Here is an 18506-nt window from a genome sequence, read left to right on the forward strand (position 1 = left end):
AGGTCTACCCTGCGCTCGAACAGCCACGCACCCAGGCGCGGCAGTGCGGGTCAAGCTCAGGCGGGGCTTACTTTTCGAATTTCGGGCTGATCAGGTTCTCGAACGAGAACACCTCGTCCCAATGCGCCTGGGTCATCAGCTGGCGCTCTTTGACCACCACGTCGTGGAGTGACTTGCCGGTCTGGTGGCATTCGCGGGCGATTTCGGCGCACTGCTTGTAGCCCAGCGAGGGTTTGAGCACGGTGATGATGCCCAGCGAGTTCAGCACCAGATCACGGGCGTGTTCCACATTGGCGGTGATGCCATCAACACAGTTGATGCGCAGGCTGTTGACTGCGTTTTCCATGGTCGCGATCGAGGTGAACAGCGCGTAGGTGATCACCGGCTCCATCACGTTGAGCTGCAACTGCCCCGCCGAAGCGGCCAGGGTCACGGTCAGGTCCAGACCAATCACCAGAAAGCTGGTCTGGTTGACCACTTCCGGGATCACCGGGTTGACCTTGCCCGGCATGATCGAGCTGCCTGGCTGCATTTGCGGCAGGTTGATCTCGTTGAAACCACAGCGCGGCCCTGAGGACAGCAGACGGATGTCGTTGCAAATCTTGGTCAGCTTGGTGGAGGTGCGTTTGAGCACACCCGAGAGCAACACATAGGCACCGGTGTCCGAGGTGGCCTCGACCAGATCACCACCCAGGATGAACTTGCAGTCAGTCAGTTCAGACAGGTATTTGGTGGCGAGTTCCGGGTAACCCGGCGCGGCGGTGACGGTGGTGCCAATCGCGGTGGCACCCAGGTTGATCTCGTGCAGGAACTGGCGGACTTCGGCAATCCGCTCCACTTCCTCACCCAGGGTGGTGCCCCAGCCATGGAACTCCTGGCCCAGCGACATCGGAACAGCATCCTGCAAATGGGTGCGCCCCATTTTCAGAACCTTCTCAAACTCCTTGGACTTGGCAAAGAAGGAACTCTGCAACTTGCGCAGCGCCTCCATGTAGCTCGACAGGCGCAGGATCAACGCCAGACGGAACGCGGTCGGGTACACGTCGTTGGTCGATTGGCCAAAGTTGACGTGGTCGTTCGGATTCACGAACTGGTATTCACCCTTCTGATGGCCCAGGGCTTCCAGCGCCACGTTGGCGATCACCTCGTTGGCGTTCATGTTAGTGGAGGTGCCAGCGCCACCCTGGATGAAGTCGGTGACAAACTGGTCACGCAACTCACCGGCAATCAGCCGGTCGCAGGCTCCGATGATCGCGTTGGCAACCTGTGCGTCGATGCAACCCAGATCACGGTTGGCCAAAGCCGCGGCCTTCTTGACGTAGCCAAACGCTTTGACAAAGTAAGGCTCGGTCGACATCGGGATGCCGGTGATATGGAAGTTGTCTTTGCCACGTTGCGTCTGCACACCGTAGTAGGCGTCTTCCGGTATCTGTTTTTCGCCCAGAAAGTCTTTTTCGATTCGATAACTCGTGCTCATGGGGACTCCTGCAATCGGGTTGCGGCCAAAGGCCGTGCCGCAAGCCTGCGGCCCCTCTCTCACAGCATGGAGCGTACCAAGCAACACAGAATACAAGCCTTTGATTCATAAGGAAAAAATGGCATTTCCGATAGACATCATTCGGTTTTCCGAACAAACACCCAACAACTCACTCGGAAACCCGAACGCAACAAAACCCCGCCGGGTGGGCCGAGCCAAGCGCTGCCCGAGAATGGCGCCTGATGTTTGAACTGCTCAAAACCTTTTCCTGGCAGGAATTGCGCCAGCACCCCTGGCGCAATGCCGCTGCCGTGCTGGCGGTGATGCTGGGCGTGGCGCTGGCGTTTTCTGTGCACCTGATCAACAACTCGGCGCTCGACGAGTTTGCCCAGGCAGCCCGCGCGGTAGGTGGCCAGAGTGACCTGGAAGTGTCGGGTGTGCAAGGCAACTTTGACCAGGCGATCTATAAAAAGATAGCACTAACCCCAGGCGTGACAACCGCCTCGCCCATTCTGGAGATCAACAGTTATGTGATGACGCCACAGGGCAAACGCGCGCTGCGGGTGGTAGGTGTGGACGCCTTGACGGTGTTTGGTATCTCACCGGACCTGATGCCCTTGCCTGAAGCTGCGCCAGTGGACCGCTGGGTGCTGTTTGCGCCGGGCCAAATGTTTTTAAACGCGGCGGCCAAACGCATTCTCTGGCCCACAGGCGCCGAGCCTGCAAGCTCAAGCGGCACCCTCCAGTTGCAAAGTGGCATGGCCTGGGTGGATGCCCAGGTGGCAGGCCGTGTGCGCGCCGCTGGCCCGGCACTCGCGGTGATGGACATTGGCGCGGCGCAAGACCTGTTTAACAAGCCCGGCCAGCTCACCCGCATCGACTTGCGGCTGGACAAAGGTGTGGACCGCGATGCCTTGGCTCGCCAGTTACAGGCGGCACCCGACTGGCCAAGCGACGTGCGGGTGGCGCAGCCCCAGGAGGCCGAGTCCCAGATCAACAACCTGTCGCGCGCCTACCGAGTCAACCTGACGGTGCTGGCGCTGATTGCCCTGTTCACCGGCGCGTTTCTGGTGTTTTCGGTGTTGTCGCTGAGTGTGGCCAAACGCGCGCAGCAGTTTGCGCTGCTTGGGGTGCTGGGCCTGTCCGGTCGCGACCGGCTCAAGCTCATGTTGTGGGAGTCGCTGGCGCTGGGACTGGTCGGCAGCCTGGCCGGGCTGGCGCTGGGCACGGGGTTGGCGGCGCTGGCGCTGGGCCTGCTCGGTGGTGACCTGGGCAGCGGCTTTTTCTCGGGCGCCTCACCGAGCCTGCAGTTCAGTCCGCTGGCCGCCTTGGTGTATGGCGCTTTGGGTGTGGCAGCGGCACTGGTGGGCGGCTGGTGGCCAGCACGGGTGGCACAGCAGCTGCCACCCGCCCAAACCCTCAAAGGTCTGGGCAACCTGGGCGCGGGGTCCAAGTCACACTGGGTCAGTTTACTTTTGATAGCTATCGGCGCCCTGTTAACAAGGTCTCCACCCATTTTTGGCATACCGCTGGCGGCCTATGTGTCGGTCGGGATGTTGCTGGTGGGTGGCATCACCGCCCTGCCCTGGTTGATTGGCATGCTGCTGGGCTGGCTGGCGCCCCGGCTGGCACGCCAGACCTTACCGCTGCTGGCGGTGGAGCGCGCCCGGCGCCAGCGCGACACCGCCGCAGTGGCCGTCAGCGGTGTCGTGGCCTCGCTGAGCCTGGCCGTCGCCCTGACCGTGATGGTGGCGAGTTTTCGCGACTCGGTCACCCAGTGGCTGGACCGGCTGCTGCCCGCTGACCTGTATGTGCGCAGCGCGGTGGGCATGAGCGCCAGCGACACCGTGTTTTTTACGCCGGACTTTGTGCAAGCGGCGGCCCGACTGCCAGGGGTGAACAAGCTGCAGCCACAACGCCTGTTGCCCCTGAGCCTCAGCCCCAGCCTGCCGGCGGTGGCGCTGCTGGCACGGGAACTGGGTGACCCGGCGAGTAACCTGCCGCTGCTGGCGGCGCCGCTGCCGGTGCCACCCGGCCAGATTGGGGTGTATGTGAGTGAGGCGGTGGTTGATCTACACGGCGCCCAGGTGGGCAAGAGCTTGCCCGCACTTTCCAAGGCTTTTAGGCCTCTAGCCCTTGTGGATAAAGGGCCTACAGCTACATTTTTTGTGGCAGGTGTGTGGCGCGACTATGCGCGCCAGTCAGGCTCGATTGCGATGGATCTGGCAGACTTCAGGCGACTGACGAATGACCAGCGCGCCAACGACCTGGCGCTGTGGCTGGATCAACCTGAGGACGCAGCTCGGGTGCAACAAGCCCTGCAGGCACTGGCCGGGCCGCAAGCCGCCGAAAGTGCCGATGCCCAGCGCAGCACCGGTGGCCTGCTGGAGTTTGGCAGCTCGGCCCAGATCCGCGCCATCTCACTCAAAATTTTTGACCGCAGTTTTGCGGTGACCTACTGGCTGCAGGCGGTAGCGATTGGCATTGGCCTGTTTGGTGTGGCGGCCAGTTTCAGCGCGCAGGTGTTGTCACGGCGCAAGGAGTTTGGCCTGCTGGCCCACTTGGGACTGACGCGCCGCCAGATCCTCAGCGTGGTGGCGCTCGAAGGTCTGGCCTGGACCACGCTGGGTGCCATCGCCGGCCTGGGGCTGGGTCTGGTGGTGGCGCTGGTGCTGGTGTTGGTGGTCAACCCACAGAGTTTTCACTGGACCATGGACCTGATGCTGCCCTGGGCCAAGTTGCTGACCCTGTGCCTGTCGGTGGTGGCAGCTGGCACCCTGACCGCCTGGCTGGCCGCCCGCGCCGCCGCGGGCCAGGATGCGGTGCTGGCGGTGAAAGAGGATTGGTGAAACAACAGCGTCGATGATGGTGGTTTGGCATGTGGCCTGGCCTCACGGCCAGGTGGCACCTCCGTCGGAGGCCCAAGCCGAGTCAGGCTGCCAGTTGGCCAGCCAGTCGACCAGTGCCGGGCCGGGCATCGGGTGGGCAATGCCATACCCCTGCGCCAGATCACAGCCCAGCTGCAGCAAACGTGTGCCATGGGCCACGGTCTCAACACCTTCGGCCAACACCTCGCGCCCGAACGCACGTGCCAAGCTGATCACACCCCGCAAAATAGCCAGATCGTCGGCGTCGTCCAGCATATTGCGCACAAAACTCTGGTCGATCTTGATGGTCTGCACTGGCAGGTGTTTCAAATAACTCAGTGACGAATAACCGGTGCCAAAGTCGTCCAGCGCAAAACCCACGCCCAGTTGTGCGCAGGAGCGAATCACCAAAGCGGTGCGTGCCAAGTCACGCAATGCACTGGTTTCGAGCACTTCCATTTGCAACAAGGCCGGATTGGCCCCTGGCACACTGGCCAGCAATTCACTCAGACGCTGGACAAAATCATCCTGCTGCAGCTGTCTGGCGGCCACATTCACGCTGACCTGCAGGTTCAAGCCCAGGTGTTGCCATGCCTGCATTTGCACCAATGCGGTGCGTATTACCCACTCACCCAGGTTCACCGCAAGCATGTGGTCGTCAATCAGCGGCAAAAACTGTGCTGGCGCCAGTAAACCGCGCGTCGGGTGTAACCAGCGCACCAACGCCTCAGCACCCAGCACCTGGCCAGTGCGCATGTTGACCTTGGGCTGGTAATACAACACCAATTCATTCTGATCGATGGCGCGGGCAATCTCTTCCAGGCTCTCGTGCAGGCCGCGCACGCTGTGATCGTGTACCGCGTCAAACGCGTGGTAGCGGTTTTTGCCGGTCAGCTTGGCCTGGTACATGGCCTGATCGGCCTGGCGCAGCAGCTGGTCGGCGTCCACCGCTTGCGCCTGCGGGTAAAAAGTCACCCCCAGGCTGGCGGACACCATCAGCTGGGTGTCGGCAAACTGCACAGGCCGGGCCACTGCGGCCAGCAGCCGCTGCATGGTTTGGGAGCAGTCCTCGGCATCCGAGAGGTCGGTCAACACCGCCACAAACTCATCCCCACCGAGCCGGGCCAGGGTGTCCCCCTCACGCAGCACATGTTTCATGTTGTCGGCCACCGCCACCAGCAAGAAGTCGCCAGCGTCGTGGCCAAAGCTGTCGTTGACCAGTTTGAACCCATCCAGGTCCAGGTACACCACCGCCAGCAGGCGGTCACGCCGCTGCACCTGCGACATCGCCTGCTGCAGCCGGTCTGCCAGCAAAACGCGGTTGGGCAGGTGGGTCAGCGGGTCAAAGTGGGCCAGGTTTTCCAGCTGCTGCTGGTGCGCCTTGATGTCACTGAGGTCAAAAAACATGGCCACATGGTGCTGAATCTGACCCTGCGGGTCGCGCACGGCGGTGATGGTCAGCATCTCGGCATAGTCCTCACCACTCTTGCGCCGGTTCCAGATTTCGCCATGCCAGTACCCCTGGTGCGCCAGATCCGCATACATACTGCGGTAGAACTCGGCGCTGTGGCGCCCCGAGGACAGCAGCCTTGGGTTTTTGCCCAGCACCTCAGTGCGGCCGTAGCCGGTGATGGTGGTGAAGGCCGCGTTGACGTTGATGATGTCGCCACTCGGGTTGGTGATCAGGATGCCCTCGCGTGCATGCTCAAACACGCTGGCATCGAGCATCAGCTGCGCCTCCAGGCGTTTTTGTTCACTGATGTCTTCGTAGATGCCCAGCACACCAAAGATGTCACCATCCGGGTCACGCAGTGGCACTTTGGAGATGCGGTTCCAGCGTAACTTGCCTCGGCGATTAACAAAACGGTCTTCATAAAACAGCTTCGGAACACCCGAGGCCATCACCGCCAGATCGTCATCACGGTAACGCTGCGCGCGTTCAGGCTCGGCCACATCAAAATCGCCCTTACCCACCAGATCGCGGGCATGCGAGCGCCCACAATCCTTGGCAAACACGCTGTTGCAGCCCAGGAAACGCAGGTCACGGCCTTTCCAGAAAATGCCGATCGGCACGTTGTCAATCACCGTCATCAGCAACTCACGCGACTGCTCGGTGGCACGCTCGGAGGCTTGGCGGTTGGCGACCTCGGCGCGCAGGCGGCGCTGCGCCAAGGCCAGCCGGACCCCCAGCAGCCCCACCAGCATCAGCGCCACCGTCGAGATGATCAGCGGCGTGCGGTAGCGTGAGGCCACATCACGCAAGGTGAAGGCCGGCATCACATCAAACGGTGGCAGGCGCAAGGCACGCAGGGTGTCAGCCACTTGGGCGTAATCAGCTGGCACCGAAAACCCACGTATACCCATCGCCTGGGCCTCGGGCGAGTCACCGTCAATCGAAAACAGCGCGGCTGTGACACGCCGCGCCAGGCGCTCATCCACATGGCCCAGGTAAGAAAAAGGCCACTCCGGGTAAAGAGATGTCGAGGAGGGCACCGGAAACGTATCGAGCTTTTGGGTGTGGATCACCCGCACCTGGCCGGGTTTGAGTTTGCCTTCGCGTTGCAGGGCTTCGAGTACACCGGTGCGCACAAAACCGACATCGGCCTGTTTGTTCAGCACCGCCTCCAGCACCCGGTCATGTGGCTGACCGGTCAGCAGCATCTTGCCGTCGGCCTGTGGGTTGACCCCGGCCTGCAGCAGCTCCAGCACCTGCATCTGGTAACCACCGAGTGATTCCACATCCACAGCGGCAATGGTCTTGCCTTTGAGTTCTGTCAGGGCGGCCACCGGTGGCGCATCGGCCCGGGTGAAGATCACACCACCATAACTGGCCACCTCCTGCCCACTCTCATTCACCAGCAGCGTGGCCAGCGGCGCCTTCAACCCGGCACGGCGCGCCAGCAACACATACTGGCCCGGGTTGGTCAGCACAAAGTCCACCTGCCGGTTGACCACCGCCTGCTGCAGCGCAGCCGGATCCAAGGCCAAGACCTCAAAGTCGTGCTCGGGAATTGCCGTCTTGAGCAGCTTGGCCAAGGGCTGCCATTGCACCAACACCTGCGCCTGGGGTCGGTAGGCGCGCACCGCGATCCGGACAGGTTCGGCTGCCAACACTGGCCAAGTCAATAACCAGCCAGACACCATCAGCCAAAGCAACAGCAGGCAACGCCACCACACCCTGGTTGTCTCGCGACGGCTGAGGACTGCCACCCCAATGGGCATCTGAGCCGAGACACTCGGAGGCCAAAGGGGCGAAAAAACAGGCAGCATGGTGTGTCAAATGTTAATTGATGAATACAAAACACACTTTTTGGCACGAAGTATGCTGGTCCCACCGCAGCTGTGCCCTAGGTAGAAACATTCACCAGAAGGGCCAGACGCTGAACTTAAAATATTGTGTTCGCGATTTTTTAACCCGCCGTACCCCGGCACTGTCGTAAGAAAGTCACTGTATGAAGAAACTCCTGCTAGCTGCTGCCATCACCGCCATGTGCGCCACCGCCTTTGCCGCCGGCAAGGACCTCAAGGTTGCGATTGACGCCACCTACGAGCCCTTCACCTTCAAGACCGCCGATGGCAAACCCACCGGCTTTGACGTGGACATTGCCAATGCGCTGTGCGAAGAAATCAAGCGGACCTGCGTGTTTGTGGAACAACCCTGGGACGGCATGATCCCCGGCCTGCTGGCCAAAAAGTACGACGTGATCATCAGCTCGATGTCGATCACCGCCGACCGCCTGAAACAAGTCGACTTCACCGACAAGTACTACAACACCCCAAGCAAGATCGTCCTGAAAAAAGACATCAAATTTGATGGCCCGGCCTCCCTCAAAGGCAAAAAAATCGGTGTACTGAAGGCCTCCACCCAAGAAAAATACGCTTTGGGCGAACTCAAGACCGTGGGTGTTGAAGTGGTGTCGTATGACGCACAAGACCAGGTCTACCTGGACATCAAGGCGGGTCGTCTGGACGGCACCGTGGCTGACACCTTGGAAGTCACCGGCGGTTTCCTGAGCAAGCCGGGCGGTGAAAACTACCAGTTTGTTGGCTCTGAATTGTTCATTCCCAAGTACTTTGGTACCGGTGCAGGTGTCGCATTGCGCAAAGGTCAGGCCGAGCTCAAGGGCCAGATCAGCGCTGCCATCAAGGCCATCCGCGCCAATGGCAAATACAAGACCATCAACGACAAGTACTTCAAGTTCGACGTTTACGGCAAGTAAACCCCTTCCAGCGGCGCTTTCCCTCACACAATGCAGTCTTATTTCTGGGTCATCCTGCACGGCTCTCTGCTGACGGTGGGGGTTTCTTTGCTGGCGCTGCTGGTGGCTATTCTTTTTGGTTTGGCCGGTGCTGCGGCCAAACTCTCGGGCAAGCCCCTCCTGGTGGGGCTGGCCACCCTCTACAGCACCATCATTCGTGGTATTCCTGATCTGGTGCTGATGCTGCTGGTGTTTTACGGCGGCACCATCGGCATCAACACCTTGCTGGAAAAACTGGGCTCCGAAGCCACCGTCGACATCGAGCCCTTCATGGCCGGGGTGTTGACCATTGGCTTCATCTATGGCGCCTACATGACAGAAACCTTCCGTGGCGCGATCCTGAGCATCCCCAAGGGCCAGATGGAAGCCGCCTGGGCCTTTGGCATGAGCCGCTTTCAAACCTTTGTGCGCATCACGCTGCCACAAATGGTGCGTTACGCGTTACCTGGCTTCACCAACAACTGGCTGGTGCTGATCAAGGCGACCGCCTTGGTCAGCCTGATTGGTCTGCAGGAAATGACTTACCTGGCCAAACAGGCCAGCGCCGCCACCCGCTCGCCGTTTGTCTTTTTCATGTTCACCGGGGCACTGTTCCTGATCTACACCTCGGTGTCGCTGTTTGTCCTGAAAAAGGTCAATGCACGCTACAGCCTGGGCACCAAACGAGGCCAGTTGTAATGGAATGGGCCGTTATTTTTGAGCCAGACAACCTGGCCTTGTTTGGCAATGGCATTGTCATCACGCTGTGGCTGCTGTTTGCCTCGCTCGCAGTCGGGGGGGTGCTGGCGCTGATTTTTGCGCTGATGCTGACCGGCCCCTGGGCGCCGCTGCGCTGGGTGGTGGGTGCCTACACCTTTGTCATCCGTGGCACACCGTTGCTGATCCAGGTGTATTTGATTTATTACGGCCTGGGCCAGTTGGAGTGGATCCAGGCGCGCTGGGACGCGGTCTGGCCCTGGACTTATTTCAAAGAACCCTTCTTTTGTGCGCTACTGGCGTTCAGCCTGAACACCGCTGGTTACACCGCCGAGATGCTGGCTGGCGCCATCCGCGAAACCAGCGCTGGCGAAATCGAGGCCGCCCATGCCTATGGCATGAGTCGCGTGCAGACCATGTGGCGCGTGGTCTTGCCCAGCGCCCTGCGCCGCACCTTGCCGGCCTACAGCAACGAGGTGGTGATGATGTTGCACGCCACCAGCCTGGCCAGCGCGGTGCCCAATATGCTGGACGTCACCTCGGCGGCCAGCCGCATTTACGCCACTTACTATTTGCCGTTTGAGGCTTATCTGGCCGCCGCTGCGATTTATTTGGCAGCCTCGTTTTGTCTGATCGGGTTTTTCCGCTTCAGCGAAGGTCGGCTGCTGGCCTATTTGGCGCCACGCAAACACTAACCTGAATGGATTGTTGTCATGCAGCGTATGGATCACCCCCTGTTGTCGCCCAGTCTGGGCAGCTTGAAAACCCTCACCAGTTTTCACTTTGGCCAGCCCGGCTCGGGCCTCAAGATCTACATCCAGGCCAGCTTACACGCCGAAGAACTGCCCGGCATGTTGGTGGCCCACCATTTACGCGCTGCACTTGAGGCAGCTGACGCCCAGGGCTTGATTTGTGGTGAGGTGGTGTTGGTGCCGGTGTCCAACCCGATTGGCTTGGCACAACGCCTGGACCACAAACCGATGGGTCGTTTTGAGCTCGACACCTCGGAAAACTTCAACCGCCATTACCCCGACCTGGCCGAGGCGGTGGCGCCAGCGGTGATGAGCGCCCTGAGCGACGACGCGCAGGCCAATGTGGACCTGGTACGCCAGTCCATGCGCGAGTACCTGCAGGCCTGGGCACCCGACACCGAATTGCAAAGCCTGCGCCGCAGATTGCTGCTGCTCTCACACGATGCTGACTATGTGCTGGACCTGCACTGCGACTGCGAAGGTGTGCTGCATTTCTACACCGAAGAGCCCTGCTGGCCACAGCTGGCACCCTTGGCACATTTTCTGAAAAGCCAGACCAGCTTGCTGGCGCGCAACTCGGGCAACCGCCCGTTTGACGAATGCCTGTCCAGCGCCTGGTGGCAACTGGCCGACAAACTGCAGGCAGCAGGGTTTAACGCACCGCTGCCCCAAGGCTGCTGCAGCACCACCGTGGAATTGCGTGGTGAGTTGGACGTGAGCCATGCGCTGGCCCAGCAGGATGCCCAAGCCATCATCAATTGGCTGCAACACGTTGGTGTCTGGGCCTGTGAGTGTGCGCCCGATGTCCCCGCTCCGCTGTGTGAAGCCACCCCGCTGGCCGGGTCTGAGACCCTGCGTGCCCGCTCCCCCGGTGTGGTGGTGTTTGCCGTCGAGCCCGGCCAGACCCTGACCAAAGGTGACTTGGTAGCCGAGGTCATCAACCCGATTGAGGGCAGTGTTGAGCAGGTGCTAGCCGGTGTCGACGGCCTGTTTTACGCCCGCATCCGCGACCGCTACATCACCACCGGCGGTGAACTCGGCAAGATTGCCGGCGCCCAGGCGTTTCGCACCGGTGCCCTGCTGGGTGCCTAACCACGCCGACCTGTCAAACAAAGCCCCCCATGACCGCCACCACCACCCTCAAACTCCAGGTTGAAAACATCCACAAACGCTTTGGCTCCAACGAGGTGCTCAAAGGGGTGTCGCTGACCGCCCATGCGGGTGATGTGATCAGCATCATCGGCAGCTCAGGCTCGGGCAAAAGCACGTTCCTGCGTTGTATCAACATGCTGGAAAAGCCGCACCAGGGCCGCATCAACGTGGCCGGTGAAGAGTTACACCTGAACCCCAGCGCCAACGGTGAGTTGCACCCTGCCAACCCGAAGCAACTGGCGCGCCTGCGCACCAAGCTGGCCATGGTGTTCCAGCACTTCAACCTGTGGGCGCACATGACAGTGTTGCAAAACATCATCGAAGCGCCGGTGCATGTGCTGAAGGTGCCGCACGACCAGGCAGTGGAAACTGCACGCAAGTATTTAGCCAAAGTGGGTCTGGAAGGCAAAGAAGACGCTTACCCCGCACACCTGAGCGGTGGCCAGCAGCAACGCGTGGCGATTGCCCGCGCACTGGCGATGGAGCCCGAGGTGATGTTGTTTGACGAACCTACCAGCGCGCTCGACCCCGAACTGGTGTCCGAGGTGCTCAAGGTCATGAAAAACCTGGCTTTGGAAGGCCGCACCATGGTGGTGGTGACCCATGAAATGGGCTTTGCCCGCGAGGTCTCCAATCACCTGATCTTTTTGCACAAAGGCCTGATCGAAGAAGAGGGCAACCCGGCACATGTGCTGTCCAACCCCAAGAGTGTGCGTTTGGCGCAGTTCCTGTCGGGCAGCCTTAAATAGGCATCAAAACAGGCTGTAGCCCTTATTGCGTAAGGGCAAGTAGCTCACATATTTAGGTCATCCATGAACTGGCTCCACAACGCCATCGCGCAGATCGAGGCCGATTACCAGCGCAGTGCCGACACCCACCTGATCGCCCTGCCGCTGCCCGGCTTTGCCAAACACGGCATCGACCTGTACCTCAAAGACGAGTCCACCCACCCGACCGGCAGTCTGAAACACCGGCTGGCACGTTCGCTGTTTTTGTACGGCCTGTGCAACGGTTGGATCCATGAGGGTTCCACCGTGGTCGAATCCTCCAGCGGCTCCACCGCCGTGAGTGAGGCCTACTTCGCCCGGCTACTGGGCCTGCCGTTTATTGCGGTCATGCCACGCGGCACCTCGTGTGAAAAGATTGCCCAGATCGAGTTTTACGGTGGCCATTGCCACCTGGTGGACAGCGCCAGCGCGGTCTACGACGAAGCGCGCGAGCTGGCTCGTAACACCGGTGGTCACTACATGGACCAGTTCACCTACGCCGAACGCGCCACCGACTGGCGTTCCAGCAACAACATCGCGCAAAGCATGTTCAGCCAGATGGCGCGAGAACGTTTCCCGGTGCCCCGTTGGATTGTGGTGGGTGCGGGTACCGGCGGCACCAGCGCCACCATCGGCCGTTTTGTGCGTTACCAGCGCCACGACACCCAGCTGTGTGTGGCTGACCCGGTCGGCTCAGTGTTTGGTGAATACCACCGCACCGGTGACGCCAGTGTCACCGGCCCGGGCTCGCACATCGAAGGTATTGGCCGACCACGGGTTGAGCCCAGCTTCATCCGCACCCTGGTGGACCGCATGATCGAGGTGGCCGATGTCGATTCGGTGGCGGCGATGCAATTACTCTCCGGCCTGCTCGGCCGCAAGGTCGGCCCCTCCACCGGCACCAACCTGGTGGGTATGCTGCAACTGGCCACCGAGATGCGTGAACAAGGCCAACAAGGCTCGATCCTGTCGCTGCTGTGTGACGCGGGTGAACGTTACCTGGGCTCGTATTTTGACCCTGCGTGGGTGTACAAAAACATCGGTGATTGCAGCCCTTCGGCAGCCGAGCTTCAGACGAAACTGGGCTAAGGGTTTGTCGTTTTTTTGACGATGCTGTCGTTCAGCTGGAGTTGGTCAAAATGGAGGAACTGGCTACATAGCGTAGACCGGCGATCAACACAAGGACAGACCCATGATCAAGCAGGTTGGCCCCACCACCATCAACGAGCACCATCTTGCCTCCTGCCACTGCGGTGCGGTGGTGTTGCGCCTGCATCTGCCGGATGGCATTGTGAATCCGCGTCGTTGTGACTGCTCGATCTGCCGCCGAAAAGGCGCCATCGTGGCGTCCGTGCCCTTGTCAGGCATCGAGATTGTTCAAGGCCACGACAAGCTGCGTTTGTACGAGTTCAACACCAAAACAGCCAAACACTATTTCTGCTCTGTGTGTGGTATCTACACCCACCACCAGCGCCGATCCAATCCCAACGAGTACGGTTACAACGTGGGTTGTCTGGACGGTGTCAATCCGTTTGATATCCAAGACGTGCCCACCAACGATGGGGTGAATCACCCCGCTGATCGGGTGCGCTAGTTGTTGCGTTGAGATGAGTCAACCCTTACACCAAACGTCATCGAGCCACAGGCACTTGGCACCCAAGGAACCCCAATGAGCATCTCAAAAGCATTCTCCGTATTCCTACAAGAAGCGCCAGCCCAGGCACAGGCCTGGATGCAGATGGCACAGGCCCTGGATCAGGCCAGTGCTTTGGACAAGAAGACCGAGGAATTGGCCTACATTGCGGTCCTTGCTGCCACTGGCAACACCTCTGGTGTGCCGTTTCATGTGTTGTCAGCCAAGTCACAGGGGGCGTCACGGCAAGAAGTTCTGAGCGCGGTGCTGCTCGGCCTGCCCGCCGCCGGTGCCACGGTCATTGGAGTCTTGCCTGTTGCGCTGGAGGCCTACGATGGGCAAGACCAATAAACTGTGGCATGAGCAACATGCCATGCCCAAAAACCCCAGTCTGCAACAACGTATCGACTGGCATCTGGCGCACAACAAAGAATGCCAGTGCAGCCCGATCCCGGGCGGTATTCTCAAAGCCCTGCAAGACCGGGCGCCGAAACCCGGCGCCTAAGGCTCCCGCTTGCACACCCCTCCCTTCACCCGCTTGACCCGCCGCCAGTGGTTGGCGGCGACGCTGATTGCCCCACTGTGGCACAACCAGGCGCAGGCGCAAAGCAGCGACCCCACCGCAGCGCCAGCGGTACTGGTCAAGCGCCCGCTGCAATTCCCACGTGACCTGGGTAGCCACCCGGACACGGCCACCGAATGGTGGTATGTCACGGGTGAGCTGCAGGCGCAAGGCCGCTTGTTTGGTTTTCAGCTGACCTTTTTCCGCTCGCGGGTACCCAGTACACAGGCCATGCGCTCCGGCTTTGCAGCCAAACAGCTTCACTTTGCCCATGCGGCGGTCACCGATGTGACGGGCCAGCGCCTGTTGCATGCCCAGCTGATTGCCCGCAGCTCGGGTAACGCGCAAGTCGACTTGGCCCAGGCCAGTGACACCGATACCGATGTCACCTTACGCGACTGGTCATTACAACGGCGTGGGAACAGCTACCTGGCGCGTGCCAATGGGTCGGGTTTTGCCTTTGAGCTGAACCTGCAGGAAACCCAGCCACTGCTGCTGCAAGGTGATGCAGGCCTATCGCGCAAAGGACCCGAGGCGAGTCAGGCCAGCTTTTATTACAGCCTGCCGCAGCTTCGTGTGAGTGGCCAGTTGAGACTGGACGGCCAGCGCCAGGCGGTGACCGGGCGCGCCTGGCTGGACCATGAGTGGAGCCAGTCCATCATGGCACAGCAAGCTGTGGGCTGGGACTGGATCGGTATGAACCTGAACGACGGCAGCGCACTCACTGCCTTTCGCTTGCGCAACAAGGCCGGTGGCACTGTGTGGGCCGGTGGATCCTGGCGCGCCAAGGACGCCTTGGTGCCGGTGGTCTTTGGGCACGAGCAGGTGAGTTTTGAGCCCATACGCCGCTGGACCAGCCCGGCCAGTGCCACAAGCTACCCGGTGGAATGGCGGGTGACCGTGCCCGATGCATCATCCACACCCAGGCGCTACACCGTGCGCGCCTTGGTCGACAACCAGGAACTCGATAGCAGCCGCTCCACTGGCGCGATCTACTGGGAGGGTCTGAGTGACTTGCTGGATGAACAAGGCCAGCCCGTGGGCCGGGGTTATCTGGAGATGACGGGCTACGCCAAGCCACTGAGCCTGTGAGCCTTGGGCAAGGAACTGGCTGCCGGGCCACTTGCCTGCGCGGCTGTCCCCCGGCCTCTGGCCTCCTCCTTAATGCCGCTCCACCAAATGACCCGACAGCCAGTTCCTTCGGGCGATTTGGGTGTGTGATGCGCAGGAAAGACCCAAGACATTGGGCGAATGCGCTGCAATGGGTGGCGCAGCGGCATCAAGGAGGAGGCCCAACGGGCCGGGGGATAGCCGCGTAGCTACCCATTGCGGCGCAGTCGCCTGCGCACAGAGGACACTGGCTAGCGAACTTCAGCGAAGACTGGCTTCAACGCCAGCGCAGTTCAAAACGGCACACATCGTCGCCCTTGGCTTCACAAGCGGTCTCTTTGACCTGGGTTTTAGGGTGCACCAGCACCTGGAACAAGCGCACAAAGGTGGCGGAATAGAAGTAACACACCGGCACTTCGGTGTGCACATCGCGGCACAGCGGGTTGTTGTGGATCGTCAGCAACACCGTCTGGCCAACTTCGTAGCTGAACTGGCCGCTACCCGCAAATGTCCAGCTGTGACCACCGATGGTTTTGAGCAGCAGCCGTGCCGAGGCGGCAGCCGGCAGCGCCTTGAACACCAGTTGCGCGGCTTTGGGGATGCGGTTGGCCAACAGGTAGTCGGCGGTTTTGAGACCCGCTTTCCAGGTGATGTCGGCAAAGGTGGGCTGGCCCAACTGCTCACGCAAAACCTGGTGCAGGCGCAGCACCTCGGCCTCGTTGACCATTTTGTCGGGTAGCTGCTCCAGGTAATGACCCAGCCCGGCCTGTGTTAACAGGCCAGCCGTGACATCCGATCCGAAGGTCTCGTGCAGCGTTTCAGCTACACGGATGATGGCGTTGGGCCCAATGCGGCCGACCACGCCGTCTGCTGCACCCATCAAGCTCTGGCCATTTCTTCTTCGGTCATCTGCTCTTTACCACCACCACAGGCCGATACCGGCATCGCAGCGGCTGCGGCGGCTTGTGCGGCAATGGCTTCTGCGGCGATGTCTTCGCCCTTCTTGCGGCGCATCTCGATCTTGGGGCCGTGCATGGTGATCCAGCCTTCGTCGGCCTTGGCCACCAGAGCCGCGTCCGGACGTTCGTGGCGCACACCTTGGTCAAACTTGAAGTCGACCTTTTTCTTGCTCTGCGGGCCCCAGTAACCGACACGGCCCAAGTCATAGAACTTGCGCTCAAAACCGCTCTTCAGGAAGGCCTTCAGACAACCCATCAGGTACTTGCGGCGCACCGGGTCGCGCGTCCACGGGTACTGGAAGAAGGTTTTGTTCATGAAGAACCGGCGGTAATTGTTCATCACCCGGTCCAGCAACTCACCACGGTCCATGGCGGTGGGTTTCATGATCGGGGTGACAAAGTTGTACTTCTCGTAGTCGAACACCTCGACCTTGTCGCCCAGTTCCTGGAACAGGTCGGAGAACGGCCACGGGGTGTACATCGCCCAGTTGGCCATGTCGGGATTCCAGTCGCGTGTCATGCGGTAGGTTTCCTCGATGGTCTCGGCGGTTTCGTTTTCCAGGCCGACGATGAACTGCGCTTCGGTCACGATGCCGGCTTCACGCAGCAGGCGGATGGCCTTTTTGTTCTGCTCAATCGTGGTTTCTTTGTTGAACAGATCAAGCTTGAGCTGGGCTGCCGCTTCGGTACCCAGCGACACGTGGATCAAGCCGGCCTTGCGGTACAGCGGCAGCAGTTTTTCGTCACGCAAGATGTCGGTCACGCGGGTGTTGATACCCCACAACACCGGCAGCTTGCGTTCCACCAGCTCTTCACAGAACTGGATGAACTTCTTGCGGTGGATGGTGGGTTCTTCGTCGGCCAGGATAAAGAAGCCAACCTTGTGGTTCTTGACAAGGTCCTCGATCTCGTCGACCACTTTTTTCGGGTCGCGGATGCGGTAGTCGCGCCAGAACTTCCACTGGCTGCAGAAACTGCAGGTGAACGGGCAACCGCGCGCAAAGTTGGGGATCGCCACCCGCACATTCATCGGGGTGTAGATGTATTTGCTCCAGTCAAGGATGCCCCAGTCAGGTGTGATGGTATCCAGATCGGCAATCGGAGGCTCGGCGGGTGTGGCGACAATCTGGCCTTCGTCGTTGCGGTAGGCAATGCCCTTGACCGACTCGCGGTTTTGCATGAAGTTGCCAGCGTCCACGGCTTTCACCAGGTTCAGGAACACCTGCTCACCCTCACCACGCACAATCGCATCAATCCAGGGCGACTCGCCCAGCACCTGCGAGAACATGAAGGTGGCGTGGATACCACCGAGCACGGTCACGATGTTGGGGTTGACTTCCTTCACCACCTGCAACAGGCGTTGCGCCTTGTAAATCGACGGGGTGATGGCCGTGCAGCCAACGATATCGGGCTTGATCTCGGCAAACTTCTGGCGCATGACGTCTTCACTGAGGTCCAGCGTCATGGCATCCACAAACACCACATCGGTATAACCGCCCGCCTTGAGGTAACCAGTCAGGTAAGCCACCCATGCTGGAGGCCAGGTGCCGGCAATTTCGGCACCACCCGAGTGGTAATTGGGGTGAACGAGCATGACGCGCATAACTTTTCCTGTAAGTTGAAGGACCAGGCTACTGTGCCTAGGGTGGTGTTTTGTGACATTGATGAATGTCAACTTTTGTTGACATTCTGCGGCATTTTGACTTGCATCAAAACTTTGAGCAAGGGGTGCTGTGCGGGGCAGATGACACCCCGCCGCGCCGCGCAACCGTCAGCGGACTTGGGCGCTGGCCACGTCCCAGCCAAACTTCACCTCGGCACCCAAGCCGCCTTTGCTGTCCTGGGGTTTGTAGGCAAATTCGATGTCGCGGTAGTTCAATGTCACGGCTTCGGTGATATCAGCATCCGCGCCTGCGGGCTGGATGCTGGTGACTTGCACCTCCTTCAGGCTCACTTGCAGGAAGTCCTTTTGGCCTTCACCCGCCTTGCGGGACGTCAGCACCACCGTCTTGAAGAGCTTGCCCGCCGCACAGTGTTTGGCCAGCAGGGGGGATGCCTTGTCATAGAGATGCACAAAACTCAAGGGCCCCGCCACCGTTTTGCCTTTGCCGGTGCTGGTGCCGCCGACCTGCCCGGCGCCGGCAATGCCCCAGCTCCAGGACAAGACTTCAACCTCCCCCTTGTGGTCCTTGTTGCTTGACTCACCCTCGACACCGTCAAACTTGATAAAACAATCGATGGCCATCATGTGCTCCTTGGTCAGTGAAAAAAC

Annotated in this window: 16 protein-coding genes; 11 read left to right on the plus strand and 5 right to left on the minus strand. The window is 60.4% G+C overall.

Annotation, left to right across the window (positions count from 1 at the left end):
• Window positions 1-67: 67 nt before the first annotated feature.
• Window positions 68-1477 carry an aspartate ammonia-lyase gene (locus tag FDG13_RS18815; protein WP_180132204.1) on the minus strand — a complete coding sequence of 470 codons (1410 nt, stop codon included), beginning with the start codon at window positions 1475-1477 and terminating at the stop codon, window positions 68-70.
• A 242-nt stretch (window positions 1478-1719) separates the two neighbouring features.
• Here FDG13_RS18815 and FDG13_RS18820 point away from each other — a divergent pair, with 242 nt between their 5' ends.
• Window positions 1720-4326 (plus strand): ABC transporter permease, encoded by a 2607-nt coding sequence (locus FDG13_RS18820; protein ID WP_180132205.1) that lies wholly within the window; start codon window positions 1720-1722, stop codon window positions 4324-4326.
• 42 nt (window positions 4327-4368) lie between these two features.
• On the opposite strand, the gene FDG13_RS18825 is transcribed toward FDG13_RS18820, so the two are convergent.
• Entirely contained in the window at window positions 4369-7614 is a 3246-nt protein-coding gene (locus tag FDG13_RS18825) for an EAL domain-containing protein (RefSeq protein ID WP_180132206.1), read from the minus strand.
• 182 nt (window positions 7615-7796) lie between these two features.
• Between FDG13_RS18825 and FDG13_RS18830 the strand changes: the two genes are divergently transcribed.
• The 10 genes from FDG13_RS18830 to FDG13_RS18870 all read left to right on the plus strand — a co-directional run bounded on the left by FDG13_RS18830 (window position 7797) and on the right by FDG13_RS18870 (window position 15257).
• Entirely contained in the window at window positions 7797-8564 is a 768-nt protein-coding gene (locus tag FDG13_RS18830) for a transporter substrate-binding domain-containing protein (protein ID WP_180132207.1), read from the plus strand.
• A gap of 30 nt (window positions 8565-8594) precedes the next feature.
• The gene (locus tag FDG13_RS18835) at window positions 8595-9281 is read left to right on the plus strand and encodes an ABC transporter permease (RefSeq protein ID WP_180132208.1); all 687 of its coding nucleotides are present in this window, start codon (window positions 8595-8597) and stop codon (window positions 9279-9281) included.
• On the plus strand, window positions 9281-9994 hold the full coding sequence (locus FDG13_RS18840) for an ABC transporter permease (protein WP_180132209.1): 714 nt from the start codon (window positions 9281-9283) through the stop codon (window positions 9992-9994). Before FDG13_RS18835 ends, FDG13_RS18840 begins: the two co-directional genes overlap by 1 nt.
• An 18-nt stretch (window positions 9995-10012) precedes the next feature.
• A complete protein-coding gene (locus FDG13_RS18845) occupies window positions 10013-11143 on the plus strand; it encodes a succinylglutamate desuccinylase/aspartoacylase family protein (RefSeq protein WP_180132210.1) in 1131 nt (376 codons plus the stop codon).
• Between the two features lie 29 nt (window positions 11144-11172).
• Window positions 11173-11952 (plus strand): ABC transporter ATP-binding protein, encoded by a 780-nt coding sequence (locus tag FDG13_RS18850; protein WP_078363811.1) that lies wholly within the window; start codon window positions 11173-11175, stop codon window positions 11950-11952.
• A gap of 63 nt (window positions 11953-12015) precedes the next feature.
• Window positions 12016-13059, plus strand: coding sequence for a PLP-dependent cysteine synthase family protein (locus tag FDG13_RS18855; RefSeq protein WP_180132211.1), 1044 nt, complete (start codon window positions 12016-12018; stop codon window positions 13057-13059).
• 103 nt (window positions 13060-13162) lie between these two features.
• Window positions 13163-13564, plus strand: coding sequence for a GFA family protein (locus tag FDG13_RS18860; RefSeq protein ID WP_180132212.1), 402 nt, complete (start codon window positions 13163-13165; stop codon window positions 13562-13564).
• Window positions 13565-13639: 75 nt separating this feature from the next.
• A complete protein-coding gene (locus FDG13_RS18865) occupies window positions 13640-13954 on the plus strand; it encodes a carboxymuconolactone decarboxylase family protein (RefSeq protein ID WP_180132213.1) in 315 nt (104 codons plus the stop codon).
• A 22-nt stretch (window positions 13955-13976) separates the two neighbouring features.
• On the plus strand, window positions 13977-14108 hold the full coding sequence (locus tag FDG13_RS21225; protein WP_255435329.1) for a hypothetical protein: 132 nt from the start codon (window positions 13977-13979) through the stop codon (window positions 14106-14108).
• A 9-nt stretch (window positions 14109-14117) separates the two neighbouring features.
• Complete coding sequence (locus FDG13_RS18870; RefSeq protein WP_370528255.1) at window positions 14118-15257, plus strand: lipocalin-like domain-containing protein; 1140 nt, start codon at window positions 14118-14120, stop codon at window positions 15255-15257.
• A 295-nt stretch (window positions 15258-15552) separates the two neighbouring features.
• On the opposite strand, the gene bchJ is transcribed toward FDG13_RS18870, so the two are convergent.
• The 3 genes from bchJ to FDG13_RS18885 form a co-directional block, all read right to left on the minus strand.
• Window positions 15553-16155, minus strand: a complete 603-nt coding sequence (bchJ, locus tag FDG13_RS18875) for a bacteriochlorophyll 4-vinyl reductase (RefSeq protein WP_180132214.1) — start codon at window positions 16153-16155, stop codon at window positions 15553-15555.
• Entirely contained in the window at window positions 16155-17837 is a 1683-nt protein-coding gene (gene bchE, locus FDG13_RS18880) for a magnesium-protoporphyrin IX monomethyl ester anaerobic oxidative cyclase (protein ID WP_180132215.1), read from the minus strand. The genes bchJ and bchE overlap by 1 nt, the downstream gene beginning before the upstream one ends.
• 168 nt (window positions 17838-18005) lie before the next feature.
• Window positions 18006-18479 (minus strand): type VI secretion system tube protein Hcp, encoded by a 474-nt coding sequence (locus FDG13_RS18885; RefSeq protein ID WP_180132216.1) that lies wholly within the window; start codon window positions 18477-18479, stop codon window positions 18006-18008.
• Between the last annotated feature and the right edge of the window lie 27 nt (window positions 18480-18506).

This window comes from Rhodoferax sp. BLA1, from assembly GCF_013416775.1.
GTDB lineage: Bacteria > Pseudomonadota > Gammaproteobacteria > Burkholderiales > Burkholderiaceae_C > Rhodoferax.